This window comes from Micromonospora sp. 15K316 (assembly GCF_004348525.1).
Lineage (GTDB): Bacteria > Actinomycetota > Actinomycetes > Mycobacteriales > Micromonosporaceae > Micromonospora.
Genome location: NZ_SMKG01000031.1, coordinates 1 through 24,711 on the forward strand (window position 1 = coordinate 1; position 24,711 = coordinate 24,711).

The 24,711-nt window shown below is 74.2% G+C and carries 23 protein-coding genes; 12 read left to right on the top strand and 11 right to left on the bottom strand.

Annotated elements, in window-relative coordinates; all coding sequences use genetic code 11:
* Positions 1 to 157: 157 nt before the first annotated feature.
* Together E1211_RS09765 and E1211_RS09770 are read right to left on the bottom strand one after the other, a co-directional pair.
* Entirely contained in the window at positions 158 to 2,065 is a 1,908-nt protein-coding gene (locus E1211_RS09765; RefSeq protein ID WP_132347627.1) for an adenylyl cyclase, read from the bottom strand.
* A 200-nt stretch (positions 2,066 to 2,265) separates the two neighbouring features.
* Positions 2,266 to 2,781: a helix-turn-helix domain-containing protein gene (locus E1211_RS09770; RefSeq protein WP_132347629.1), complete on the bottom strand. Its 516-nt coding sequence runs from the start codon at positions 2,779 to 2,781 to the stop codon at positions 2,266 to 2,268.
* Between the two features lie 118 nt (positions 2,782 to 2,899).
* On the opposite strand from E1211_RS09770, the gene E1211_RS09775 reads away from it, so the two are divergent.
* The 4 genes from E1211_RS09775 to E1211_RS09790 all read left to right on the top strand — a co-directional run bounded on the left by E1211_RS09775 (position 2,900) and on the right by E1211_RS09790 (position 7,290).
* Complete coding sequence (locus E1211_RS09775) at positions 2,900 to 3,223, top strand: nuclear transport factor 2 family protein (RefSeq protein WP_132347631.1); 324 nt, start codon at positions 2,900 to 2,902, stop codon at positions 3,221 to 3,223.
* A 55-nt stretch (positions 3,224 to 3,278) separates the two neighbouring features.
* Positions 3,279 to 4,070, top strand: coding sequence for an FkbM family methyltransferase (locus E1211_RS09780; RefSeq protein WP_243709466.1), 792 nt, complete (start codon positions 3,279 to 3,281; stop codon positions 4,068 to 4,070).
* A gap of 105 nt (positions 4,071 to 4,175) precedes the next feature.
* Complete coding sequence (locus E1211_RS09785; RefSeq protein ID WP_132347633.1) at positions 4,176 to 6,575, top strand: PEP/pyruvate-binding domain-containing protein; 2,400 nt, start codon at positions 4,176 to 4,178, stop codon at positions 6,573 to 6,575.
* A 70-nt stretch (positions 6,576 to 6,645) separates the two neighbouring features.
* On the top strand, positions 6,646 to 7,290 hold the full coding sequence (locus E1211_RS09790) for a TetR/AcrR family transcriptional regulator (RefSeq protein WP_132347635.1): 645 nt from the start codon (positions 6,646 to 6,648) through the stop codon (positions 7,288 to 7,290).
* Between the two features lie 36 nt (positions 7,291 to 7,326).
* Here E1211_RS09790 and E1211_RS09795 read toward each other — a convergent pair whose 3' ends face one another.
* The 3 genes from E1211_RS09795 to E1211_RS09805 all read right to left on the bottom strand — a co-directional run bounded on the left by E1211_RS09795 (position 7,327) and on the right by E1211_RS09805 (position 12,393).
* Positions 7,327 to 8,082, bottom strand: a complete 756-nt coding sequence (locus E1211_RS09795) for an ABC transporter permease (RefSeq protein ID WP_132347700.1) — start codon at positions 8,080 to 8,082, stop codon at positions 7,327 to 7,329.
* Positions 8,083 to 8,186: 104 nt separating this feature from the next.
* Positions 8,187 to 9,161 (bottom strand): ATP-binding cassette domain-containing protein, encoded by a 975-nt coding sequence (locus E1211_RS09800; protein ID WP_132347637.1) that lies wholly within the window; start codon positions 9,159 to 9,161, stop codon positions 8,187 to 8,189.
* Positions 9,162 to 9,228: 67 nt separating this feature from the next.
* Positions 9,229 to 12,393, bottom strand: coding sequence for a BTAD domain-containing putative transcriptional regulator (locus tag E1211_RS09805; protein WP_132347639.1), 3,165 nt, complete (start codon positions 12,391 to 12,393; stop codon positions 9,229 to 9,231).
* Positions 12,394 to 12,493: 100 nt separating this feature from the next.
* On the opposite strand from E1211_RS09805, the gene E1211_RS09810 reads away from it, so the two are divergent.
* Positions 12,494 to 13,696, top strand: a complete 1,203-nt coding sequence (locus E1211_RS09810; protein WP_243709467.1) for an aromatic acid exporter family protein — start codon at positions 12,494 to 12,496, stop codon at positions 13,694 to 13,696.
* Positions 13,697 to 13,772: 76 nt separating this feature from the next.
* Here E1211_RS09810 and E1211_RS09815 read toward each other — a convergent pair whose 3' ends face one another.
* The 4 genes from E1211_RS09815 to E1211_RS09830 form a co-directional block, all read right to left on the bottom strand.
* Positions 13,773 to 14,492, bottom strand: a complete 720-nt coding sequence (locus E1211_RS09815) for a hypothetical protein (RefSeq protein ID WP_132347644.1) — start codon at positions 14,490 to 14,492, stop codon at positions 13,773 to 13,775.
* 67 nt (positions 14,493 to 14,559) lie between these two features.
* The gene (locus E1211_RS09820; RefSeq protein ID WP_132347646.1) at positions 14,560 to 15,642 is read right to left on the bottom strand and encodes a Gfo/Idh/MocA family oxidoreductase; all 1,083 of its coding nucleotides are present in this window, start codon (positions 15,640 to 15,642) and stop codon (positions 14,560 to 14,562) included.
* A gap of 108 nt (positions 15,643 to 15,750) precedes the next feature.
* Positions 15,751 to 16,116: a hypothetical protein gene (locus tag E1211_RS09825; RefSeq protein ID WP_132347647.1), complete on the bottom strand. Its 366-nt coding sequence runs from the start codon at positions 16,114 to 16,116 to the stop codon at positions 15,751 to 15,753.
* 203 nt (positions 16,117 to 16,319) lie between these two features.
* The gene (locus E1211_RS09830) at positions 16,320 to 17,174 is read right to left on the bottom strand and encodes a hypothetical protein (protein WP_132347649.1); all 855 of its coding nucleotides are present in this window, start codon (positions 17,172 to 17,174) and stop codon (positions 16,320 to 16,322) included.
* Between the two features lie 76 nt (positions 17,175 to 17,250).
* On the opposite strand from E1211_RS09830, the gene E1211_RS09835 reads away from it, so the two are divergent.
* Positions 17,251 to 17,733 (top strand): hypothetical protein, encoded by a 483-nt coding sequence (locus E1211_RS09835; RefSeq protein ID WP_132347651.1) that lies wholly within the window; start codon positions 17,251 to 17,253, stop codon positions 17,731 to 17,733.
* Between the two features lie 76 nt (positions 17,734 to 17,809).
* Positions 17,810 to 19,024: an MFS transporter gene (locus tag E1211_RS09840; protein ID WP_132347653.1), complete on the top strand. Its 1,215-nt coding sequence runs from the start codon at positions 17,810 to 17,812 to the stop codon at positions 19,022 to 19,024.
* A 25-nt stretch (positions 19,025 to 19,049) separates the two neighbouring features.
* Here E1211_RS09840 and E1211_RS09845 read toward each other — a convergent pair whose 3' ends face one another.
* A complete protein-coding gene (locus tag E1211_RS09845) occupies positions 19,050 to 19,988 on the bottom strand; it encodes an SMP-30/gluconolactonase/LRE family protein (RefSeq protein WP_132347656.1) in 939 nt (312 codons plus the stop codon).
* Positions 19,989 to 20,260: 272 nt separating this feature from the next.
* On the opposite strand from E1211_RS09845, the gene E1211_RS09850 reads away from it, so the two are divergent.
* From E1211_RS09850 to E1211_RS09860, 3 genes are all read left to right on the top strand, one after another.
* Positions 20,261 to 21,160, top strand: a complete 900-nt coding sequence (locus tag E1211_RS09850; RefSeq protein ID WP_207915317.1) for a LysR substrate-binding domain-containing protein — start codon at positions 20,261 to 20,263, stop codon at positions 21,158 to 21,160.
* Between the two features lie 139 nt (positions 21,161 to 21,299).
* A complete protein-coding gene (locus tag E1211_RS09855; RefSeq protein ID WP_132347658.1) occupies positions 21,300 to 22,040 on the top strand; it encodes an SDR family NAD(P)-dependent oxidoreductase in 741 nt (246 codons plus the stop codon).
* Between the two features lie 115 nt (positions 22,041 to 22,155).
* Positions 22,156 to 23,091, top strand: coding sequence for a MerR family transcriptional regulator (locus E1211_RS09860; RefSeq protein ID WP_132347660.1), 936 nt, complete (start codon positions 22,156 to 22,158; stop codon positions 23,089 to 23,091).
* Between the two features lie 46 nt (positions 23,092 to 23,137).
* Here the strand turns inward: E1211_RS09860 and E1211_RS09865 are convergent, their stop codons facing one another.
* Positions 23,138 to 23,476 carry a putative quinol monooxygenase gene (locus tag E1211_RS09865; protein WP_243709468.1) on the bottom strand — a complete coding sequence of 113 codons (339 nt, stop codon included), beginning with the start codon at positions 23,474 to 23,476 and terminating at the stop codon, positions 23,138 to 23,140.
* A 150-nt stretch (positions 23,477 to 23,626) separates the two neighbouring features.
* Here E1211_RS09865 and E1211_RS09870 point away from each other — a divergent pair, with 150 nt between their 5' ends.
* The gene (locus E1211_RS09870; RefSeq protein ID WP_243709469.1) at positions 23,627 to 24,040 is read left to right on the top strand and encodes a septal ring lytic transglycosylase RlpA family protein; all 414 of its coding nucleotides are present in this window, start codon (positions 23,627 to 23,629) and stop codon (positions 24,038 to 24,040) included.
* Positions 24,041 to 24,057: 17 nt separating this feature from the next.
* The gene (locus E1211_RS09875; RefSeq protein ID WP_132347664.1) at positions 24,058 to 24,654 is read left to right on the top strand and encodes a cell wall protein; all 597 of its coding nucleotides are present in this window, start codon (positions 24,058 to 24,060) and stop codon (positions 24,652 to 24,654) included.
* Positions 24,655 to 24,711: the final 57 nt, after the last annotated feature.

Below are 24,711 nucleotides of genomic sequence, written 5' to 3' on the forward strand. Positions count from 1 at the left end.
GGGTGGGGGACGACGGGCGGGCCCCGGCCGAGGTGGCGCCGAGTAGCGGCACCGTGCCGACCAGGAGGGCGATCGCGGCGGCGCTCGCCAGCCGCCGTACGGGGACTATCCGGAATGGACGGGTCGACGGGGCCATGCACTTCCCCTCTCGGGTGGATCACATTGGCCGGAGCCTATGGCCGCGCGCTCGGGAAGGGCAAGATCCCATCGACGTCGGTAGCTCGACCGGCGCGCCCACCCTCGTCGTGTCGGCCGCTTCGCCCACCCCGTTCACCACGTGGTCGATCGTCCCCGCGTTCAGGTTGACGGTCATGACGTGGTGCAGCCGTACGCCGGGCGCCTCCGGGACCTCGAAACCGTTAGCCGTGTGGATCGACGGGTTGTTCTGGTTGAAGACGTAGACGCCACCGCCGTGCAGGGTGTGGTGGCGCACCCGGTCACCGACCTTGTAGCCGGCCCACCCCTCGACGTCGCCGTTCATCCAGTCGGCCTGCGTCGGCGGGTCGTACGGCAGCTCGTTCTGGTAGAGGATCGTCGTGCCGTGGTCGCCGTTCCAGACCGTGTTGTACCGCTGGAAGTGCTCCACGAAGAGGCCGGTCGCGGTCACGTGGTCGCCGTTGATCACGGCGCCGTAGCGGCCGGTGTTGGTCCGCCAGCGCTCGGTGTCGCCGTTGACGCCCTCGGTGAAGCCCTCCACGCCGTGGTCGCCGCGCCAGACCCAGGTGTGGTCGATGAGCACGTGGTCGCTGTTCACCTCCAGGGCGATGTTCGTCCGGCCGATGTGCGGGCCGCCGACGCGGAAGTACACGTCGGAGAGGGTCGTCGGGTTGGACGGGCTGCCCCCGTCGCGGCCGTGCCGGTCGCCGACGCGCAGCAGGACGGGCGACTCCCGCAGGCCGGCGTCGATGGTCACGCCGGCCACGACCACGCCGGGGACGTCGGCCACCTCCAGCGGCACCGCGCCGTTCACGGCGGTGAGGGTGGCGTGGCCCAGACCCAGGACGACGGTGTCGGCCCGCTTGACCTCGATGCCGCGGGCGATGTCGTACCCGCCCGGGGTCAGCAGGAGGTGCTTGCCGCGGGCGAGCTGACTGTTGATGGTCCGCACCGAGTCGCCGGGGCGAGCCACGAAGAAGTCGTCGATCGGGATGCTACGGCCGGGCGTGATCCCGTTCGCCCAGGAGACGCCCCGGCTGTCGCGTTGCGCTGCGGGCACCCGGACGTGGTACCGGCCCTTGCCGTCGACGTACAGGTACGGCTTCTCCCGGCTGACCGGGGTGGTGTCGAGCGTGGTGTACGGCGGGTCGGGGAAGGTGGCGTCGGCGGGCGCGCCCACGACGCCGGCGAAGACCTGGTTCCAGACCGCGTTCGACCAGCCGGCGATCTCGCTGTTGCGGGTGAGCCACTGTTGCTGCGAGCCGTTGGTGGTGGCGGGCAGCCGCGAGTCGGCGATGAAGCCCCCGCTGGCGTACTGCGGGCCGGCGGTGCAGTAGTCCATCAGGGACAGCCCGCCACCACCGACGTCCAGCCGGCGCATCGAGACCGCCTGGGACACCGCCCAGAAGTTCGCCGAGGAGCGGCAGCCGTCCTGACCTGCCGCGTTGACGGTGAGCGAGAGGTTCGACAGCATGCGCCAGAAGTTGACAAGCGCGATGCAGTTGCCCGTGCCGCCGTCGGCGAGGCACCTGTTGTACGCCTCGATCTTGCCGTTGATCCGTACGTCGGTGGGCGACGCGCCGAGGCCCGCGATCTCGGTGTAGTAGCCGACCTTGATCTGCAGCGGCTGCTCCGGAGTGCCGTAGCTGCCCGGCTTGAAGAGGAACGCCTGCCGCTGGGTGCCCATCTCGGCGTCCACCTGCCGCGCGTACGTCGCGTCGAGGGTCGCCTGGATGTCACCGACCGGCATGCCGGGGTCGAAGACGGTGACGTGGGGGCCGAGGTCCGGCGTGCGGTGCCGGGGCGGGCCGGCGCTGGCGGTCGCGCTCGTCGTGGCGACGGTGGCGCAGAGCACCAGCCCGAGGGCGACTGCCCGGCCGAGTCGCCGGGCGCCTGGAGATTGGCTCATCCGGGTTCGTCCTTCCCGCCGCGTCCGGAAGGGGTTCCGCCGGCGCGGCGACGTGGGGGAGGAGGCGGTGAGAGCGCTCTCTCGTGCCTCCGGACTTGGTCCGCGTCGAATCAATTGATCGGCATGTTTCTACCCGGTAAATCCGTCGCGCGCTACGGCCGGGCGCCTCGAATCTCCGCCCTCGGGGAAGGCCGTCCGGATCAGCGCTGCCCGCCGGGCGTGGGCCGCCGCGGTGCGGCCTCCGCGTACCGGTTTCGCATGATCTCGCTGGCGGCCGGGCCGGCGGCGAAGACGAAGTTCTCCGGGTCGAGCTCCCGCCCGGTTCTCCGGTCCACCACCACGGGCTCGACCTCGGTCCCGGTCTCCCGGTCGACCAGGATCATGCTGCGCTGCTCGGGGTCGAGCCGGGAGTTGCCCCAGGCGGCGAGCGTGACGATCACCGGTCGCAGGCTGCGGCCCAGTTCAGTCAGGACGTACTCGTAACGGTCGGGGTGGGTCTGGTAGCGGCGGCGCTCCAGCAGCCCGTTGCCGGTCAGCGTCCGGAGTCGGCTGGTCAGGATGCTGGAGGAGATCCTCAGGTTCTCCTGGAACTGATCGAAGCGGGTGTAGCCGTCGAAGGCGTCGTGGAGGATCAGGAGGGTCCACCACTCGCCCACCACCCCGAGCGTCGCGGAGAGCGGGCACTCGCGGTCCTCCAGGCGGATCTTGCCGGCCATCCTTGCTCCTCACCGAGTTGGTGCTAATGTCGAAGTGACTAACTTCTAGTTCAGCAGTAACAGTACGACGCCGTCGCGCGTCCGTCTCGTGCCGCCCCTCGTCGTCAAGGAGTCGTTCATGACCGAGACCCCCGAGATCATCCGCCGCTACTTCGAGCTGGCCGGCCGGCCGGACACCGACGCCTACTTCGAACTCTTCGCCGACGACGCCGTGGTCGAGGACGAGGGGAGGACGTACGAGGGCATCGCGGCGATCCGCGCCTGGCGTGGTGCGGTGCCCCTGGTGACGTACGAGATCACGGACGTCGAGGACACCTCCGAGGGCACCGTGGTCACGGCGACCATCAGCGGCGACTTCCCCGGCAGCCCCTTCGCCGGCCTGCGGTACCGCTTCGAGGAGTACGACGGAGGCCGGATCCGCCGGCTCCGGATCGCGCCCTGACCGTGGCGGCCCGGAAGCCGAGACTCGCTCATGTCCGTCGGGCTAGATTCTGGAGGTGGATCCCCGAACCGGCGCTCTGGAGGCACTGAAGACGGATCCCGACACCGTCTCGATCCGCCGTTCGCTCGAGGTCTACTACGGCGACCCGGCGCGTGAGGCGGCCATGGACGCCTTCTATGCGCGCTTCGTCCGGCCTGGCGACCTCGTCTTCGACATCGGCGCGCACGTGGGTGACCGGGTGGGTAGCTTCCGCCGGCTCGGCGCCCGCGTGGTCGCCGTCGAGCCGCAGCCGACCTGTACGCGGGCGCTGCGGGCGATCTACCACGACGACGCCGAGGTGACAGTCGTCGAGGCGGTCTGCGCCGCCGAGGCGGGGAGCCTCTCCTTCAACGTCAACTCCGCCAACCCGACCATCTCCACCGCCTCGCCGCACTTCATCCGGGCCGCCGACGGCGCGGCCGGCTGGGAGGGGGAACGGTGGGACGTGCGGATCGACGTCGCGTCGCTGACGCTCGACGAGCTGATCGCCGCGCACGGGGTGCCCGCCTTCGTGAAGATCGACGTCGAGGGGTACGAGGACGAGGTGCTCGCCGGCCTGGGCCGCCCGGTGCCCGCGCTCTCCTTCGAGTTCACCACGATCGAGCGTGCGGTCGCGCAGCGGTGCCTGCGCCGATTGACCGGGCTCGGCTTCCCGGCCTTCAACCTCGCGCTCGGCGACGCCATGGCGCTGGCCTCCCCGGACTGGATGGCCGCGCCGCGGATGGCCGCGTACCTGCGTGCGCTGCCGCACGAGGCCAACTCCGGGGACGTGTACGCCGTCTCCCGGGCGCTGCGGCGCCTCGGCTGACGACGTGCCCGGCTGCGGGACGCCCACCATCCTTGGCATTGCACCTGCATTGTCAAACGGGTAGCCTCCTTTGCAATGCATATGCATTGCAAAGGGGGTGCGTCGATGCACGTGATCGCGTTGTCCGAGCTGGCCGACGGGATGGCCGACCTGGTCGGCGGCAAGGCAGCCGGCCTGGGGGCGCTGATCCGGCTCGGTGAACGGGTGCCGGCCGGCTTCTGCGTCACCACCGCGGCCCAGGCGGCGGGCGTGCTCCCGGCGGCGGAGATCGAGGCGGCGTACCGGCAGCTCGGCGGCGGCCCGGTGGCCGTACGCTCCAGCGCCACCGCCGAGGACCTGCCCGACGCCAGCTTCGCCGGGATCCAGGACACGTTCCTCGGCGTCACCGGCCTCGCCGACCTGCTGTCGGCCGTCGAGAAGTGCCGGCACTCGCTGCACGCCGACCGTGCCGTCGCCTACCGGGACGCCCACGACATCGACCACGGGTCCGTGCGGATGGCGGTCGTCGTGCAGCGGATGGTCGACGCCGCGGTCGCGGGTGTGCTCTTCACCGCCAACCCGGTCACCGGCCGGCGGACCGAGATGGTCGTCGAGGCCGCCGCCGGCCTCGGTACGGCCGTCGTGGACGGCGCCGGCGACGTCGACAGGTACGTCCTCGACGGGTCGCCGCGGCCCGCCCAGGGCTCGCTGACGGCCGCCCAGCTCGACGAGCTGCACGCCGTGGGCGAGCGGCTCCAGCGGCGGCTCGGCGCGCCGCAGGACGTCGAGTGGGCCTACGACCGGCAGGGCGTGCTCTGGCTGCTCCAGTCGCGGCCGATCACCACCCTCTTCCCCCTCCCACCGGCCACCGACGACCCCGAGCCGCGCGTGTACCTGGAGTTCGGGCACGTGCAGGGCATGCTGCGTCCGGTCACCCCGATGGGCATGTCGACGTTGAAGTCGGTGATCGTGGCGATGCTCGCCAGCCTCGGGCTGCGGGTCGAGGTCACCGACATCGGCGGGCGGCTCTACGGCGACCTGACCGACCTGGCCCGGGACCCGTCCGCCCGCAAGCGGCTGGTCAAGCTGATGGCCGTCGACTTCGGCCCGCGCGCCCAGGCGGTGATGGAGCGCGTGCTCGACGACCCCCGTTTCGCGCCACGGCGCGGCCGCAGGGCCGAACGCGGCGGCACACCGGACGCGCGGACGGCGCTGCGGGCACTGATCGGCGTGCTCCGGGCGCTGGCCCGGCCGGCGGCCGCCCGAACCCGGTTGTTCCGGGAGATCGACCGGCTCGCCGCCGATTCGGCCGCCCCGGCCGAGCTGCGCACCGCCGCCGACCGGCTCCAGTTCGTCCGGCACGAGGAGGCGTCGTCGTCGGGCGCGGACGCCATCGTCTGGCCCATCGTCGCCGGCATGCTGGCGGCCGCCCTCCCCGGCCACCTGCTCAAGGGCGTCGCCGAGCGCGACGAGATCGACACCGTGCTCGGCGGCATGCCGCACAACGTCACCATCGAGATGGACCTCGCCCTGTGGCGGCTCACCGAACGGGCCCGGGAGCATCGTGACCTGCTGCTCAGCACCGCGCCGGGTGAGCTGGCCGACCGGTACCGGCGCGGCACCCTGCCCGAGATCGGGCTCGCGGCGTTCCTGGACCGCTACGGTCACCGCGCCGTCGCCGAGGTCGACCTCGGGGTTCCCCGCTGGGCGGAGGACCCGACGCCGGTCTTCGCGATGATCGCCAACTATCTGCGGGTCACCGACCCCGAGCAGGCGCCCGACCGGCGGTTCGCCCGCGCCGCCGCCACGGCCGAGGCCACCCTCGACCGGCTCGTGGTACGGGCCCGCCGCCGGCGACCGGTCCGCGGTCGAATCGCCGGCTTCCTGCTGCGCCGGGCCAGGTCGCTGGCGGGCCTGCGCGAGGCCGGCAAGTTCGCCGGCCTGTACCGGCTGCGTGAGATGCGACGCCAGTTGCTGCTCATCGGCGCCGACCTGGCCGACGGCGGCCTGCTGGCGCGGCCCGACGACATCATGTTCCTGAACCTGGAGGAGGTGGCGGCGGCCGTGCACCAGGGCGTCGACCAGCGTCCGACGGTCGTCGCCCGCCGCGCCGTTCACGAGCGGGAACTGCGCCGCCGTACCGTGCCGGTGGCCCTGCTCTCCGACGGCACCGACCTCGAGGCCGCGCTGCCGGTGCCGGCCGTGGCGTCCGGCGCGCTGCGCGGGGTCGGCGCGGCGGCCGGTGCGGCGACCGGGCCGGCACGGGTGGTGCGCGACCCGGCCACCGCCCGACTGGAGCCCGGCGAGATCCTGGTCGCGCCGACCACCGATCCCGGCTGGACGCCGCTCTTCCTCACCGCCGCCGGGCTGGTCACCGAGACCGGCGCGGTGATGGCGCACGGCCCCACTGTCGCCCGGGAGTACGGCATCCCCGCCGTCATCTGCGTGCCGGACGCCACCCGGCTGATCCGCACCGGCGACATCGTCACGGTGGACGCCGCGGCCGGGACCGTGACCGTGCGGTGAGCCGGAGACGCCGGTCCGCCCCGACCGGCGACGATCAACCACCCACCCACCACGTGACAGCATGGGGACCATGCCCAAGAAGGTCGACCACCACGAGCGGCGCACGCTCATCGCGGACGCGCTGATGCGGGTAGCTGCCCGGCAGGGCCTGGAGGCCGTCAGCCTGCGCCACGTGGCGGCCGAGGCGGGCGTCTCGTCGGGCATGGTCCAGCACTACTTCCGCACCAAGGACGAGATGATGGCGTTCGCCATGGCAGTGGTGCGGGAGCGCAACCAGGCGCGGGTCGGCGCGGCCCTCGCCCGGCTGGGCGACGATCCACCGCCCCGGCTGTTGCTGCGCACGATGTTCGTCACGATCCTGCCGCTCACCGAGGAGTCCCGCGCCGACGGCCGGGTCGCGTCGGCGTTCCTCGCCTACACCGCGGTACGGCCCGAGGCCGCCGGCGACCTGATCGAGGACACCCGCCAACTGACGGACTTCATCGCGAGCCTCCTGCCCGGCCCCCGGCAGCAGGAGCGGGCGGTGGGCCTGCTGGCGCTCATGGAGGGCCTCGGCATCTACCTGCTCGGTGGCCACTACCCGCCCGAACGGGCCCTGGCCGCACTGGACGCGCAGCTCGACGTCGTCTTCGCCGACGCCGACGCCGACGCCGACGCCGACGCCGACGCCGACGCCGACGCGGACGCCGGGGCCGGCGCCGCCGACGCGAGCTGAGCCGCGTCGGCGGCGCGTCGCGCCCGGCACGACGGATCAGCTGCTCAGCCGCTGGTAGCGCCGCACGGCGAGCGGCGCGGTCACCGCGATCAGCAGCACCGGCCAGCCGGCCGCGAGCAGGAGCGCGTGCTGCGCCGCCCAGGACTCCCCACCGATGCCCGGATTGCCGAAGAGGTCACGGGCCGCCGCCACGGTGGCCGAGAGCGGGTTCCAGGCGGCGATCGCGCCCAGCCACTCCGGCAGCAGCTCCGGGGCGACGAAGACGTTGGAGAGGGCGGTGAGCGGGAAGGCGAGCGGAAACACGATCACCGACACCGTGTCCGGGTTCGGCACCAGCAGGCCCAGCAGGATGCCCAGCCAGGTGAGCGCCAGCCGCAGCAGCAGGATCAATCCCACGGCGGCCACCGCGTCGCCCACCCCGTTGCGCCACCGCCAGCCGACGAGCAGCCCGCAGACCACCAGCACGGCCAGCTCCAGCAACGCACGGAGCAGGTCCGCCCCGGCCCGCCCGGTCAGCGGCGCGGAGCGGGCCATCGGCAGCGAACGGAACCGGTCGACCACACCGCGGCCGGCGTCCACGGCGATCTGCGACGCGGTGGCCCCCAGGCCGTACAGCATGGTCATCACGAACACCCCGGGGAGCAGGAACTCCCGGTAACTGCCGTCGCCGGGCACCGCCATGCCGCTGCCGAAGACGTACCCGAAGACGAGCACGAACATGATCGGCAGGCTGAAGTAGAGGACGATCTCCTCAGGCGAACGGATCACGTGCCGCATGTTCCGCCCGGTCATCACCCAGCCGTCGACCACCGCCCAGCGCAGCCGGCTGAGCGGGCCCGCGGCTGACGCCCGCTCCGCGTGGCTCGACGGGACCCGAGGCGTCTCGACCGTCGTCGTCACGCCGCCACCTCCGTCCGCGCGCCGCCGGGGTGGCCCCCGGTGAGGTGCAGGAACGCCGCGTCCAGTGTGGGCCGGCGCAGGACGACGTCCTCCACCGCGATCCCGGCGTCCCGGAGCGCGCGCAACAGCTCCGCGAGCGCGGTGATCCGGTCGGTGACGGGCGCGCTGAGCCGGCGGATCTCCCGGTCGACGCGGACCGGCCCGCCGGTGACCCGCTCGACGAGCCCCGCCGCCGCGGGCAACTGCCCGGCGTCCCGGACGACCAGCTCGATCCGGTCCGCGCCGGAGCGGGTCTTCAGCTCGGCCGAGGTGCCCTCGGCGACCACCCGACCGGCGTCCACCACCGAGACGCGGTCGGCGAGCTGGTCCGCCTCCTCCAGGTACTGCGTGGTCAGCAGCACCGTGGTGCCGTCGGCGACCAGTGTTCGGACCGCCTCCCAGAGACCGTTGCGGCTGCGCGGGTCCAGCCCGGTCGTCGGCTCGTCGAGGAAGAGCACCTGCGGCGTGGTGATCAGGCTGGCGGCGAGGTCGAGCCGGCGGCGCATGCCCCCCGAGTACGTCCCGGCCGAGCGTCCCGCCACGTCGGTGAGCCCGAACTGGTCGAGCAGCTCGTCCGCCCGCCGCCGCACGGTACGCGGGGGCAGGTGCCGGAGCCGGCCGAAGAGCACCAGGTTCTGCCGGCCGCTGAGGGTCTCGTCGACCGCCGCGTACTGCCCGGTCAGGCCGATCGCCGCGCGTACCCGCTCGGGGTGCCGGGTCACGTCGTGTCCGGCCACCCGGGCGTGGCCGGCGTCGAAGCGGAGCAGGGTCGTCAGCACCCGCACGGCGGTGGTCTTGCCCGCGCCGTTGGGGCCGAGCAGCCCGCAGACCGTGCCCCGCGGCACCGTCAGGTCGAACCCGTCGAGGGCCGCCGTGCGGCCGTACGTCTTCCGGAGGCCCCGGGCCACGACGGCCGATGTCTCGTCAGTCATGGCGGCAGCGTCGCCGAACGCGCTGACCGGCCGCGCACCGCGCGCTGACGGCCCGCGCCGCGCGTCGTCAGGCGCCCTCCAGCAGCGCGAGCGCCCGCTCCCGGCCGAGCGCCGCGCCCCGGGTGAACTCCCGCCCGAACCGTTCGGCGCCGATGCCGGCGCGGGTCGCCCCGGTCACCGCGGCGGCCTGCGCCGCGGGCTCGGCGCCCGTGCCGACCAGCACCGCCGACACCGCGCCGAGCAGCAGCGCCGCCCGGTCACCCTCGCCGCGCCGCAGCACCGGCCCGATCAGACCGTCCACCGCGGCGCTCACGGTCGGCGCGTCCCACATCCCGACGGTCGCGCCCAGCACCTCGCGATAGTGGCCGCGCGCCGTCGGCGCGTCGCCCGCCGCGTCCGCGATCTGGCCGAGCGCGACCAGCGCCGCGAGCCGGACGACCTCGGCGCCGAACCAGCCGGCCGGGCACTCCGCCATCGCCTGCTCGCAGAGGCGCCGGGCCTCGTCGAGGTCACCGCGCCGGCGGGCGGTCTCGCCGAGCCCGTAGTGCGCCGCCGCGACCAGCTCCGGCGCCCCGGCCGGTTGCGCGATCGCCACGACCCGCCGGTAGTCGGTCTCCGCCCCGTCCAGGTCACCGCCGCCGAGCCGCCCGTCCGCCCGGGTCCGCAGCAGCTCCGCCGTGTCGAGCGCGGAGCCGAGCTCCTCGGCCAACCGCAGGGCCTGCGCCATCGGCCCGGTGGCCGCCGCCGCGTCACCGACCCGGTAGGCGGCCTCGCCGAGCGTGGTGAGCGCCAGGATCATGCCCCACCGTTCGCCGATGGCGCGGAACCCGTCGAAGGCGGCCGTCAGCTCCGCCCGGGCCTCGTCGTACCGGCCGTCGAGCAGCCACACCAGCGCGACGCCGAGTGATCCGAGCGCCTCGCTCCACGGATCGGTGCCGAGCACCGCGCGCCGCTGCTCGACGGAGTTCATCACCGACATGCGTTGCTGCGACGGGGGACCGGCCGTCATCCCCGACAGGTAGAGCAGGAACGGGTGCCGCGGCGGTCGCCCCAAGCTCCAGAGGATGTCCCCGGCCGTGCCGAAGTCCGTACGGGCCGCGCCGCCCGACACGCCCAGCGCGGCGACCAGCAGGCAGAGCGCGTACTCCTCGGCCAACCCGGCGGGCGGACCGTCGAGCCGGGCGACGAGCCGGCGGGCGAGCGCCGCCCCCTCGCCGCGCAGTCCGCGCAGCCACCAGTAGAACGACAGCGCGGCGACGAGTCGCAGCCCGCTGCCGGTGTCGCCGTCGGCGATCGACAGGCGCAGCGCGGCGTGCAGGTCGTCCCGGTCGGCGTCCAGCCGGCGCAGCCACTCCAGCTGCGTGGGGCCACGCAGGCCCGCGTCACCGGCCCGGGCGAGGTCGAGGAAGTACGCCACGTGCGCCCGACGCAGCGGTTCGGCCTCGCCCGCCTCGGCCAGCCGCTCGGCGGCGAAAGCGCGTACGGTCTCCAGCATCCGGAACCGGCCGTCACCCGCCTCGACCAGGGACTTCTCGACCAGGCTGGTCAGCACGTCGAGCACCTCCGCGCCGAGCGGCGCGCAGATCCGCTCGATCGCCGCCAGGTCGGCGTCGCCGGCGAAGACGCTCAGCCGGCGGGCCAGCCGCCGCTCCGGCTCATCCAGCAGGTCCCAGCTCCACCGCACCACCGCGCGCAGGGTCTGGTGCCGGGGTGCGGCCGCCCGGCTGCCCCGGTTCAACAGCCGGAACCGGTCGTCCAGCCGGGCCGCGACCTCCGCGACGGGCAGCGCCCGCAGCCGCGCCGCGGCCAGCTCGATGGCGAGCGGAAGGCCGTCGAGGGTACGGCAGATCCACAGCACCTCGGGCACGGTCCGGGCGTCGACGGTGAACCCGGGTGCCACGTCGGCGGCGCGGTCGGCGAAGAGCCGTACCGCCGCGTAGCGGTGGACCTGCTCGGGTTCGGTCTCGTCCGGTGGCACCGGCAGGCCGAGCACCGGGCAGAGCGCCTCACCGGTCAGCCCGAGCGGTTCCCGGCTGGTGGCCAGCACCCGCACCGAGGGGGCCGCGCCGAGCAGCCGAGCGGTGAATCGGGCGGCGTCGTCGATCACGTGCTCGCAGTTGTCGAGCACCAGCAGCAGCCGCCGGTCGGCGAGCGCCGCGACCAGCCGGTCGGTGGCGTCGCGCGGCCCGCCCGGTACGCGCAGCGCCGTGTCGCGCAGGTTCAGGGCGGCCAGCACCGCCGGGGCCACCTCCGCCCCGGGCGGCAGCGCGGCGAGCTCGACCAGGCAGGCGTCGCCGTCGTACCGTCCGGCGGTCTCCACGGCCAGCCGGGTCTTCCCGGCGCCGCCCGGGCCGTGCAGCGTGACCAGCCGCGCCTCGGCGAGCAGCTTCGCCAGGCGGCGCAGCTCCTCCTCCCGCCCGACGAAGCTGGTCAGCTGGCCGGGCAGGGGCGGCGGCCGCGGTGTGATCGGCACGGCGGCGGCCTCGTCGCGCAGCACTGTCGCGTGCACGGCCACCAGCTCGGCGGAGGGGTCGGTGCCCAGCTCGTCGGCGAGCAGTCGGCGCAGGTCGGCGAAGACGGCGAGCCCCTCGGCGCGGCGGCCGTCGGCGTGCAGCGCGCGTATCAGCTGGCCGTACAGCCGTTCCCGCAGCGGGTGGGCGGCGACCAGCTCCCGCAGCTCGGTCACCACCGGCCGGACCAGCTCCGGAGCGCCGGCCAGGGCGAGCTCCGCCTCGATCCGGTCCTCGGTCGCGGTCAGCCGGCGCTCCCGCAGCCGGGCCGCGTGGGAGGGCGCGAACGGCGCGTCGATCACGTCCGCGAGCGGCTCCCCACGCCACAGCGCGAGCGCCTCACGCAGCAGGCCGGCGGCGCGATCATGATCGCCCGCGGCGAGCGCGAGCCGACCGGCGTCGGCGAGCCGGGTGAACCGGTGCGCGTCGACGTCATCCGGATCGACCGCGAGCCGGTAGCCGCCAGGGTGGAGCTCCACCGGGTCGACCGCCCCGGACGAGAGCAGGCGACGCAGCCGGGACACCTGTGACTGGAGCGCGTTCGCCACCCCGGCCGGCGGGTCGGCGCCGTAGAGGCCGTCGATCAGGCGGTCCCGGGGCACCATGCGGCCGGCGTCGAGCAGCAGCAGCGCGAGCAGCGCCCGCAGCCGTGGCCCGCCGACGGTCAGCCGGCGACCGTCGGCCGGGTGTACCTCCGTCGCGCCCAGGATGCCGAACCGCACGGCGCCATTGTCGCGCAGGCGCGGCGGAGGACCGCTCGGCGGACACCCGACTGTGGGCGGCCGCGACGATTGGTCAGGGCGGCACAGGGTAGATGCGGCCGTGGTCCAGACCGCTGCCCGTAGGGACGACGGCGAAGCCCGCCACGGCGGGCACGGCCGGATCGCCGCCGTCCTGGCCCGGTTGCGCAGCCGGACGACGGGTACGCTGCCCGACCGGCTGCGGCGGATACGCGCCAGCGGTGGACTGGCCGTGCAGGCGGGTCTGGCGGCGGGCCTCGCCTGGTGGCTGGCCGACAACCTGCTGCACATCCCGCAGCCGGTGTTCGCGCCGATCTCCGCGGTGGTCGCCCTGGCCGCGTCGGTCGGCCAGCGGATCCGCCGGACCGTCGAACTGATCGTCGGGGTCTCCGTCGGGGTGCTCATCGGCGACGCGCTGATCTACCTCCTCGGCACCGGGGCGTGGCAGCTCGGCCTGATCGTGGTGCTCTCCATCATCGTGTCGGTGCTGCTCGGCGGCGGTCCGTCGGTCATGGTGCAGGCCGCCGCCACGGCGGTCCTCATCGGCACGCTGAGCCCGGTGGTGGAGAACCTGGAGTTCCCGCGCTTCCTCGCGGCCCTCGTCGGTGGCGCGGTGTCGCTGGTGGTCACGGCGGTGCTGCTTCCGCTGCACCCGTTGCGGGTGATCAATCGGGCGGCGGCGCCGGCGCTCTGCCTGCTCGCCGACCAGCTCGACGCCACCGCGGGCGCGCTGCGGCGACGCGACGCGCCGGCCGCGCAGGCCGCTCTCGACCGGCTCCGCGACAACAAGCAGGAGATCGGGGCGCTCGCCGAGGCTTCGCAGGCCGCGCGGGAGGCGAGCGCGCTCTCCCCGGTGCGCTGGGGAAGCCGGCAGGGCCCGGTGGGACGGTACGCGCGGGCGGCGGAGCCGATCGACCGGGCCATGCGCAACAGCGGCACGTTGATCCGCCGTACGGTGACCCTGATCGAGGACGGTGAGCCGGTTCCGGAGACGTTGCCGGCGGCGGTCTCCGCGCTGGCGGAGGCGACGCGGCTGCTCCGCCAGGAGTTCGCCACCGGTCACGAGCCCGACAAGGCGCGGGAACGGGCGTTGCGGGCGGTGGCCGGGGCGGGTGACGCCTACCGCACCGGCGTCGGATTCTCCGGCTCGGTGGTGGTCGCCCAGGTCCGGACCACCACGAGTGACCTCTTCGTGGCCACCGGAGTGGCGCAGGAGGAGGCGAACCGTCTCGTCCGGCACGCCTTCGGATCGTTGGCGGGTGGTGCGACGGGCTCCGCCGGCTGACCGGGCGGCGGCGACGGGCCGGAGCCGCGCCGGGCGGTGGGCGCCCGACCCGCTGGATCCGGAGGCGCCCCGTCGGTCAGGCGAACCGTTCGGTCGTCACCGGGATGAGCCCGGCCAGGCGTACGGCGGAGGTCAGCTCCTGCATGATCGGCCCGACCGCCTCGTCGGCGGGGCGGGCGAGCTCCGCGGTCAGGTCGAGGGCCCAGGCGAGACCCCCGCCGATCCGGCGCACCGTCCAGCTGAACCGGTCGTCGCCGAGGCGACGGTGCCCGCCGGGCGCGCCGTCGGCCGCCGGGTCGACCGTGGGCCGCCAGTGCGCGGCGAGCCCGGCCATCCGGTCCGGCGCCGGTTCGCCGGCGAAGAGGACCCGGTACATCCGCCGCTCGTGGCAGCCGGGCGGCGCCGACGCGGTGCCGAGCCGCAGCGGCGCGGTGGTCGGGAAGGCCTGATGGTCGTGGAAGTGGGCGCGCAGCGACGTCTCGTCGGCGAGCGGACCGCCGCCGAGCCGCCGGTGGGTGGCGTCGGCGGCGTCGCGGGGGACCGGTCGGACCCGGGCGCGCAGCTCCGGCTCGCCGCGCATGGCCCGGCTGAACGACGCGGAGCTGCGCCAACCGGCCCCCGGCGTCCAGGCCGTGCTGCGTAGCCCCACCGTCGACCAGTCCGGGGCGCGGACGAACTCCTCCACGACGATCGCCTCGGCGCTCTCGTGGAGCCCGCCCGGCCGGTCGAGGAGCAGATAGTAGTCGAGCGGTGGGCTTCCCGTGCGCCGTTGCGGCACCCACGTCCCGATGGTCACCCCGGCACCTCCCGCCGCTACGGCCCCCGACCCGGGCACCGTAGCGCAGGCTCCGGCCCGCCGACGGTCAGCGCGCCGTGGACGGCGGTACCGGAAGTACCACGCCCTCGGCGGCGGAGCGGTGTGCCAGCTCGATCAACGCGACGGTGTCGACCGCGTCCCGGGCGTCCACCGGTAGCGGCTCACCGTCGCGCAGCGCCGCCGCCACCTGCGCGTAGAAGCTCTGGTAGCTGCCGGGCTCGGTGCGCAGCGGCCGCAGGTCACCGTCGACGCCGAAGCGGCCGTACTGCTCGGGGGCGACCTCGCCCCAGCCGGAGCCGCCCGGCCGGCCGCCGTCGCGCAGCGCGTCCTCCTGCGGGTCCAGCCCGTACGAGGTGTAGCCCGCCCGGTCGCCGAGGACGCGGAAGCGCGGGCCGAGCTGCGGGGTGAGGGCGCTCATCCAGAGGTGCGAGCGGAGCCCGCCGGCGTGGGTCAGCGCGACGAACGCGTCGTCGTCGACCTGCGCGCCGGAACGCCGGCGGTCCACCTCGGCATACACGTGGGAGGGGGGCCCGAACAGCTGCACCGCCTGATCGATGAGGTGCGCGCCCAGGTCGTAGAGGACGCCGCCGGCCTCGTCCGCGGCGGCGTGCTCCCGCCAGCCCGGCTTGATCGTCGGCCGCCAGCGCTCGAACCGCGACTCGAAGCGGGTGACCCGCCCCAGCTCACCCTGCTCGACGAGCCGGCGGACGGTCAGGAAGTCGCCGTCCCAGCGGCGGTTCTGGAAGACGGTCAGTGGCACGCCCAGCCGGGCTGCCTCGTCGACCAGCTCGCGCCCCTGCGCGGCGGTGGCGGCCAGCGGCTTGTCGACCACCACCGGCAGGCCGGCGGCGAGCGCCGCCCGGGCCATCGCGACGTGCTGCCGGTTCGGGGTGGCCACCACGACCAGGTCCAGCGCCTCGGGCGAGCGCCACAGCAGCTCCGCGTCGTCGACCAGGCGGGCGTCGGGGTGCTCCTGCCGGACCTGCTGCCGGCGCTGCGGATCCCGGGTCACCACGGCGTGCAGCCGCAGCCCCGCCGTCGCGGCGATCAGCGGGGCGTGGAAGACCCGGCCCGCGATGCCGTAACCCAGCAGCGCGACCCGCAACGGTGCCTGCGCCGTACCCGTCATGCCATCCTCCGTCGCCCAGGCCGCGTCCTGGTGACGGGCCCGGCGGCACCGAATCTACGCTGGCCGCGGGGTGCCGTCGGCATGAGGACGATCACCTCGCCCGAGTTGTCAGAGCCGCTGGTACTGGCGACGGAGCAGGGCCTCGACACCCGTGACGTCATCCGAGGCGCCGCCGCTCGCGGTGACGAGCACGACGATGTCGTCGTGCCGCGCGACGGCGTGCACGTCGGGCGGGACCGCACCGTCACCCCTGATGCCGACGAAGGCCGCCGCGTCGGGCACGGAGGCGAGTGCCACCGCCGAGCCGGGCCTGCGCCTGAACCGCTCCATGCTCGCGTAGGAGGTCCGGAAGTCCTCGGCCAGCTCCGACGTGTCGAACTGGAACAGCACGACCATCATCGAGGCGGAGTTCGGCTGCGTCCAGGCCGTGCCGGCCGTGTGCCGTACGTTGAGCAGTCGCGGGAAGATGAGCATCGCGCCGGGTTCGGCCAGCGAGGTGATGCGGGTGATGTCGACCCTGTCGTCCCGGACCGGGGCGAGGACGGGCGTCGCGTCGTCCGGGGCCGTGACCAGAAGCGCGGCGAGGCCACCGGAGGCGTCGCCCGTCCCGGCTCCCCGATGGTCGCGATCTCGACCCCGTCGGCGGCGCTGCGGTCGTCGGGACTGTCCGGCCGAGGTCAGGCCAGCACGGTGGCCACGGCCGATAACGCGACCGCCCCGAGCGCGGCGGCACCGACCGCCAACGGGCGTCGTCGCGCGGTGCGACGAGAAGCGCGCGCGGGCGCGGGTCGGAACAGCGGTGCCGGCTCGGCGTCGAGGACGGCGGCCGCGCCGGCGGGGACCGGACCGTGCGCTGCCGGTCGCGGCTCGCCCGGGTGCTCGGCAACCGGAGCGCGGCTCTCGTCGGGCGCCGGCGCGGACGTGCCTGCGGGCCCGGACGTGCCCGTAGTGTCGGACGTGGCCGCAGCCCCGGGCGTGACGGCAGCCCCGGAGGTCTCTGCGGGCCCGGATACCTTCGCGGTCCCCGATGGTCGCGGCAGCATCGCCAAGGCCGCCCCGGACAGCAGGAGCAGGCCACTGAGCGCGAGCCAGGTGCCGGTGAGATAGGTGCTGGTCGGCCAGTCGGCCCGAGGAAAACCACTGGCATCCATCGCGGCGCCGCTCGGCAGGAAGGTCAGCGCCGCGCCGGCCAGTGTCGCCGCCAGGCACGCGAGCCGTAGGCCGTCCCGCCACTGCGGTCGTACCCAGGCCAGGACCAGGACCGCCAGCAGGGCGAGCCAGCCCAGGTACAGCGCGATCCGGGAACCCGGCAGGTCGGCCAGGGCGTACGTCTGGGGGGCCTCGGACGGGGTGATCCCGAGCAGCCGCTCGTCGAGGTCCTGCCCGGGGCGCACCAGAATCCAGGGCAGGGTGTGCGCGTTGCCGAAGGCGGCCAGCCCGGCCAGCGCGAGGGTCGCCGACCGTACGCGCTGCGGGGTCAGCCGGGACGGCCCGCCCGCCGGGCCGACGTCAGGACGGTTGTTGATCTCCACGGGAGAGCATAGTCGCAGCCACGCTTCCCTTCTGCTGCCCCCATTTCCCGCCGGAGTGTCAATGTAATGTTGACAGGTGGCCGACGAGCTGGACAGGTTGGGCGAACTCCGGGCCGACCGCCTGCGCCTCGACGAAGAGGAGTTGGAACTCATCGACCGTGCCCGGTACGCCGGCGCGACCTGGGCGCAGATCGCCGTGGCACTCGGCCTGGCCAGTCGGCAGGCGGCCGAGCAGCGTCGGCAACGCCTGGCGGCGGCCCGTCGGGCCCGTCGGCGGGACCGGGACCGGGAATGGTCGGACCGGCTCGTGACGCTGCGCGCGACGGTGGCGGACCTCCAGCGCTGGATCGACGCCGACCAGCAGTGGGACGGCCGCTTTCCGGCTGCGGCGCTCGTGCGTGACACGGTGTCGGTCAGCCACGACGCTGACCCCGGCGCGCTGTACACGCTGTCCCGGCACATCGCCGACGACCTCGTCCGGGCCGGGCGGGAGCGCCTCCCGGCGCCAGTGCAGGCGGTCACCGCACGACTGGAGATCGGGCTGTCAACATTTGATTGACAGCCGCCGTCGGCATTGATAAAGCGCGGCTCACCTTTGAGGATCTGAGTCATCTCGACTCAACCCTGGAGTGGCTGTGCGACGCAACGCGGCGCTGTTCGTGGCGATCTCCGTGCTCTCCGGCCTGGGCGGCAGCGCCATGAACCTGGTGACCGGCATCTGGATCCTCGACCTCACCGGGTCGGCCGGCCTCGCCGCCCTGGCCGGGATCTGCCTCTACGGCCCCCAACTCGCCGGCCCCTGGCTGGGTGGCGTGCTCGACCGGGTGCCGCGGCGACCGCTGCTCGTCGTGACCAACCTGGTCCTGGCCGCGGCCGTGTCGAGCCTGCTGGTGGTGCGCGGCTCGGGCCAGGCATGGCTCCTCTTCGCGGTGGCGACCGGCTACGGGGTCAGCTACCTGCTGATCGACGCGGGGGAGACCGCGCTGCTGCCGTCGGCGTTGTCGCCGGCCGAACTCGCCCACGTCAACGGCTGGCGCTCGAGTGCTCGGGAGGGCATGAAGCTGATCTCCCCGGCGGTGGGCGCGGGCCTGTACACGTGGCACGGTGGGCAGGCCGTGGCCGTGCTCTGCGCCCTGATGCCCGTGCTGGTGGCCGTCCTGTACGCCGCCCTGCGGCCGGCCCGCGCCCCGTCCGTCGGCGCGACCGAGCAGCCCGGCGGGGTGTGCTCCGGCTTCCGCGTCCTGTTCGGGCAGCGGGTGACCCGGGTGACCGTCGGGCTCGCCGCCGCCTCGATCGCCATGTCCGGCTTCGCCACCGCACCGGTCTACGCGGTCGTCACCGACTACCTGAACCTGCCGAGCGCCTTCCTCGGCGTGCTGCTCGGCGCGCAGGGCGCCGGATCGGTCGCCGGGGGACTGGTCGTCGGCCGGCTCCTGTCCCGGCACGGCGCGGTAGGGGTGGCGACGGTGGGCGCCCTGCTCTTCGCCGCCGCCTGCCTCGGCCGGGGCCTGCCCTGGCCGCCGGCCGTCGTCGTGGCGGCCGTGGTCGGCGGGATCGGCCTGCCGTGGACGCTGGTCGCGGCGATCACCGCGGTGCAGACACACACGCCGCCGGCGCTGCTCGGTCGAGTGTCCGCCACCGCCAACACCGCTATGTTCGGACCCATAGTGCTGGCCACCCCGCTGGGGTCCGCCGCCGTCGGCCTCGGCGCTCGCCTGTCACTCGTCGTGGCCGCCGCGGTCTGCCTGCTCGCCGTGGCGGCCGCCGTGGTGCGCCGATCCCCGCCGGGCGGGGCGTCCGCGGGGAGTGCCTCCGGCGCCGCGCAGCGGGAGAGGGAGCCGGCCCGGTGACGAGTGGCTCCCCCTCCTGGCTGGATCAGCGCGGCGAGACGGCGACCGCGTCGTACTCGGTGGTGGGGGTGGGCGTGGTGGTGAAGCGGGCGTTGGGCAGGTAAAGCCGGCCCAGCGCCTTCGCCACGGTGGTGGGCACGTCGAAGCCCGGATCGGTGATCGTGCCGATGAGCCGGCCGGCGGTGCCGGCGCGGTTCAGCGCCACCACGGCGACCTGGTTGAGCCGGTTCTGCACCACGTAGAGCGTCCGGCCGTCGAGCAGCAGCCCGTCGCCGTTGGTGAAGGTGTGCCCGGGCACGGCCACGGTGCTCGTCGCCCCGGTGGCCGGGTCGACCCGGAAGAGCGTGCCCGTGTTGGACTGCACGACGAGCAGGGCCCGGCCGTCCGGCGTGCGGACGATGCCGTTGGCGTTGACCCCGGTGCCGATCTGCTGGAACGCGCCGGTCAGCGGAATCGTGGTGAAGCCGCCGGCCGGCGGCAGCGAGCCGTGGCGGCCGAGCGGGAGCCGGTAGAGCACCGGCTTGTTGGAGTCGGTGAAGTAGGCGGCCCGGTCGGTGAGGACGACGTCGTTGACGAACGTCGGCGCGGCGGCGAACTGGTAGCGGGCCAGCACCCGGCCGTCGCGGGTGTCGATCACCCGGGCGTCACCGGCGGCGCCACCGGCGACGAAGAGCCGTCCGCGCCGGTCGACCTTGAGTCCGAGCGAGGGGGTGCCGGTGGCGGGGCTGAGCACCCTTCCGTCGCCGTCGAGCAGATCGGCGCGGTAGATCTCGCCGGTCGCGCGCGAACCGAAGTAGGCGTACCGGCCGGCGGTGGCGATGCCCTCCGGCTGGAACCCGTCGGGCAGGGCGATGACGGCGGGCTTACCACCGCGTCGGTGCGCCTCGGCGGGCGCCGCCGCGACGGTGGCGAGGAGAGTGGCGGTCAGGGCTGCGGAGAGCGCGGTCCTGAGGTGTCGGTTCACTGTGCTCCTTCCGGTCGGCGGCCGGCTGCCACGTCCGCTGCGGGCGCGGCGCCGGACCAGCCACGATCAGTGGGGCCAGGACTGCCCACTCTACGTCGCCCTCCGTCGATGCATCGGATTCGCCGGCGTGGATGTGCCGAGGGTGTCGGGCCGGCGGGACGACTGTCGGCTCGACAGTTCCCGGCGCGGTTCCCGGAGCCGTCCGGGTGGCGGACGTGACGTCGCCGGCCCGTTCCGCGAACCGGCCCGGCCGGGCGTGGTGTCATGGGCGCGTGGAGCTGCGGGAGATGCGGGCGTTCGTCGCGGTGCTGGAGGAGGGGAGCCTCTCCGGGGCCGCCCGTCGGCTGCACGTGAGCCAACCGGCGTTGTCCCAGCAGATGAACGGCATCGAGCGGCAGCTCGGCGTGCAGTTGCTGGTCCGCAGCAGCACCGGGGTGCGGGCCACCGAGGCGGGGGCGACGCTGCTCACCGAGGCGCGCGCGGTGCTCGCCCGGTACGACGAGGCGGTGGCCGCGGTGACCCGGCACACCGGGCCGGGTCAGACGGTGCTGCGGCTGGGGATCCCGCTGGAGCTCCCCGCCGACCTGCTCGCCGGCCCGCTCGCCGAGCTGGCCGGCGCGTACCCGGGCACCCGCGTCCAGGCCCTGCACATGTCGACCTCGGCCCAGGTCGACGCGCTCCGGGCCGGGGAGCTCGACGTCGGTCTGGTTCGGGAGCATCCGGTCGGCCCTGACCTGGACGCCGTGCTGGTCGTCGAGGAGCGCCTGGGGGTGCTGCTCGCCGCCGAGCAGGCGGCGAGGCTCGCCGGGCCCGACGGGATCCGGCTGGACGCCCTCGCCGGGCTGGACTGGGTCGGCTTCCCCCGCTCCGGAAGCCCCACCTGGTACGACGAGGTCACCGCCATCCTGCGCAGCCACGGACTCGACCCGGGCCTTACTCCGCCGGAGGGGCCGGGGCTCATCGCGCCGGTGAAGCTGGCCGCGGTGACGAGCGGCGGCGCGTTCGCGTTGGCGCCGCCGGACTGGCCGCAGCCCATCCCGGAGTCGTTGACCTGGGCGCCCCTGGTCGGGCATCCGCTGGTGCGGCGTACGTGGGCCTCGTGGCCGGCCAGCTCACGCCGGCGTGACCTCGGGCACCTGATCGCGGCGCTGGAGTATCGGGGGCCGGCGTAGGCGCGGGGAGCGCCTTATGGCGGCCATAAGCGGTCCCGTGAGTCAGTGGGGAAAGCCCGGATCGCCGCACGCCTTACATCCACGGGTCGGGACAACCCGACCGGAGCTTCACGCGACATGGATGTGGGTGGGAGAGATCATGGAATTGCAGGAAACCGTGGCGCTGGTGACCGGTGGCACGAGCGGCATCGGCCGGGCGGCGGCCCTCGCCCTCGCCGAGCGGGGGGCCCACGTGGTGGTCTCGGGCCGGGACGAGGCGCGGGGCGCCGAGGTGGTCGGCGAGATCCGGGCGGTCGGTGGTCGCGCCGACTTCCTCGTCGCCGACCTGCGCGACGAGGCGTCGGCGCGGTCGCTGGCCGCCCGGGCCCGAGCGGTGGCCGGCCGGGTGGACATCCTGGTCAACAACGCCGGCATCTATCCGTTCGGCCCGACCGAGCAGACCGGTGAGCAGGACTTCGAGGCGGTCTACTCGCTGAACGTCAAGGCGCCGTACTTCCTGGTGGCCGAGCTCGCGCCCGAGATGGCCGAGCGGGGCCACGGCGCGATCGTCAACGTGACCACGATGGTGGCCGAGTACGGTGCCGCCGGGTTCGCCCTCTACGGGTCGAGCAAGGCGGCCCTGGTGCTGCTCACCAAGTCCTGGGCGGCCGAGTACGGGCCCCGGGGGGTTCGAGTCAACGCGGTCAGCCCCGGCCCGACCCGGACCAGCGGCACCGCCCCGATGGGTGACGCCCTCGACCGGCAGGCCGCCCAGGCTCCGGCCGGCCGGCCCGGCTCGGCGGAGGAGGTCGCCGAGGCGATCGCCTATCTGGCCAGTGACCGGGCGAGCTTCGTGCACGGCGCGGTGTTGCCGGTGGACGGCGGACGCATCGCCGTCTGACGCACCGTGGCGCGGCGGCCCGCTCCCGTCGGCGGAGTGGGCCGCCGCTCGCGCCCGATCCGGTGACCGGACGGGCCTTGCATCTCCCCCGGGGGGAGAAGCGAGGGTGGAGGACATGAACGGCGACACGTGGTACTCGATCGGTGAGCTGGCCCGGCGTACCGGGCTGTCGGTCAAGACCATCCGGTTCTACGCCGACCGCGGCATCGTGCCCCCGTCCGGGCGGAGCTCGGCCGGTCACCGCCGCTACGGGGTGGCGGCGCTCGCCCGGCTGGAGCTGGTGCGGACGCTGCGCGTGCTCGGGCTCGACCTGCCGACGATCGCCCGGGTCGTCGACCGGGAGGTCCCGCTCGCCGAGGCCGCCGCGGCCCACGCCGACGCGCTCGCCGTCCAGATCCGGCTGCTGCGGTTGCGCCGGGCGGTGCTCACGGTGGTCGCAAGGGGCAACGGCACGACCGAGAGGATGGAACTGGTGCACAAGCTGGCCACGCTCGCCGAGGAGGAGCGGGAGCACCTCGTGGGCGATTTCCTCGACACCGTGTTCGGCGGGCTGGACACCGATGGCGCCGTCGTCGGTCTCCGCCGCTCGATGACCCCGCAGCTGCCCGAGGATCCGGAGGTCGACCAGGTCGAGGCGTGGATCGAGTTGGCCGAGCTCTGCCAGGACGAGTACTTCCGTGCCGGGATGCGCCAGTTGGCGGAGCAGTACGCGGCCGACCGCGCCGACGGTTCGGCCACCGTGGCCCGTCCGGACGCGGTGGCGCTCGTCCGGGCCGAGGCCGGACCGGCGCTGGCGGCGGCCGTCACACCGGACTCGTCGCGGGCGGACGCCGTGGTCGCCGCGATGAGCGGTCGGTACGCCCGGCTCTGCGCCCGCCCCGACGACCTCTCGTCGCGGCGCCGGCTGCTGTCCCGGCTGGAGGCGGCGAGCGACCCGAGTCGGGAGCGGTACCTGCGACTGCTCTCGGTGGTCAACGGTTGGCCCGCGACGGAGAGCCTGGCCCCGGTGCTGGACTGGTCGATCCGGGCGCTGCGGGCCCGCGGCGTGTGAACCGCCCGGTCCGGCCGTCACGGCCGGCCCGAAGCCGGCGTGGGCCTCACACGCCGAGGCCACCCACGACTGTCATCTCCTGGCCGGCGAACTCGCCGGTCAGCAGGGGCATGGCCCGGGCGATGGCGGCCTTCGTCTCGGGCAGTTGGAGTGACCTGTCGTGCTGCTCCTTCGAGTCCCAGAGCTCGCTGACCCGGATCAGGTCGGGGTCGTCCTCCGTCACTCCCACGGCGTAGAGGTGGCATCCGGCGGCGCGCAGCCCGTCGACCCCGGCCAGCAGGATGGTCACCACCTCGTCGCGGTGTCCAGGCCGGGCCTTCATCGAGTTGAAGTAGCCGTACGTCATCTCACGCCCCCACATCGCGTCGCCACCGTCCCTGGACATCCTGCCCGGCCGGTACGACGGGGCGGTGAGCCGCGCCGCGCGGCAGATGTAGGAAAACTTCTTTCAAGCGATTGACTTCGATGCTTTGTGACACAACAATTCCCGTCTATATCTATGAGCATCGATTGTCATCCATGGAAGGAGGCACTCGTGGTAGCTCTGCGAGGCGAGGTGTCCTGGTTCTGCTGCGGCAGCGCCTGGGGTCCCTGCGGCACCGCCGGAGGCGGCGCCTGCGGCACCTGCCGATCGGCCAACTACCAGCACGCCTGGCCGAACACCTCGGATGCGTGCCTGGCCATCACCCGCCCCGACGCCTGCGGCGTGACCGGGATGAGCCGGCGCGGCTGCGGCTTCCGGCACTACACCACCAACCTCTGCAACGGCGCGCGGGTCGGCACCACCATCGCCGACTGCGGACCGCAGACCGACCTCTTCTGCGGCGAGCGGACCTGCTGCGGCTCAGCCTGCGGCAGCAACCGGATCATCGACCTGACGCCCGCCGCGTACAGCGCGATCGCCAGTCTCACCACCGGGCTGCGGCCCTGCTCCGTCGACACCGTCTGAAACGGGAGGGCGTCACCGTGAACCAGACCCTGGACCGTCGCCGACTGCTCGCCACGGCCGCGCTCGGCGGCATGGTCGGCGCCACCGGACTCGGCTCGCTCGCCCCCGACGCGGCCTTCGCCGCCGAGGCGTCCGCCATCGAGCCCGGCCTGCCCGACCCGAACTTCGCCGAGGGCCGGATCAGCAAGATCTCCGGCAACATGCTGCTGGTCACCGGCTCGGACACGGTCCTGCACTCGATCCGCGTCACCGACGGCACGAGCATCTGGAAGCTGCGCCCCACCACTTTCGACCGGGTCGCGACCGGCGACGGGCTCTACGCCCGTGGTGTGCGACTGCCCGACGGCACGCTCGCCGCCGACTCCGTCTGGGTGAACATCGTCAACGTGCACGGGCACATCACCTCCGTCGGCCGCAACGTGCTGCACCTCGACCACAAGGGGCAGCGCATCGTCGCGCACGTGGTGCCGCAGGTCTCCGCCGCCGTCTACAACGGTGCCCCGGCCGTCAGCGACCTGTCGCTGCTGCGGGTCGGCCGGCACGTTCAGGTGCTCGGCGCCTGGCACCCGGACACCAACGAGATCGACATCGCCACCGTCTACGCCGCCGCCTGAGCGCGGCGTCCCGGGCGGCGCCGGGTACCGCCCGGGACGTCGCCGGACCCCCGGAGG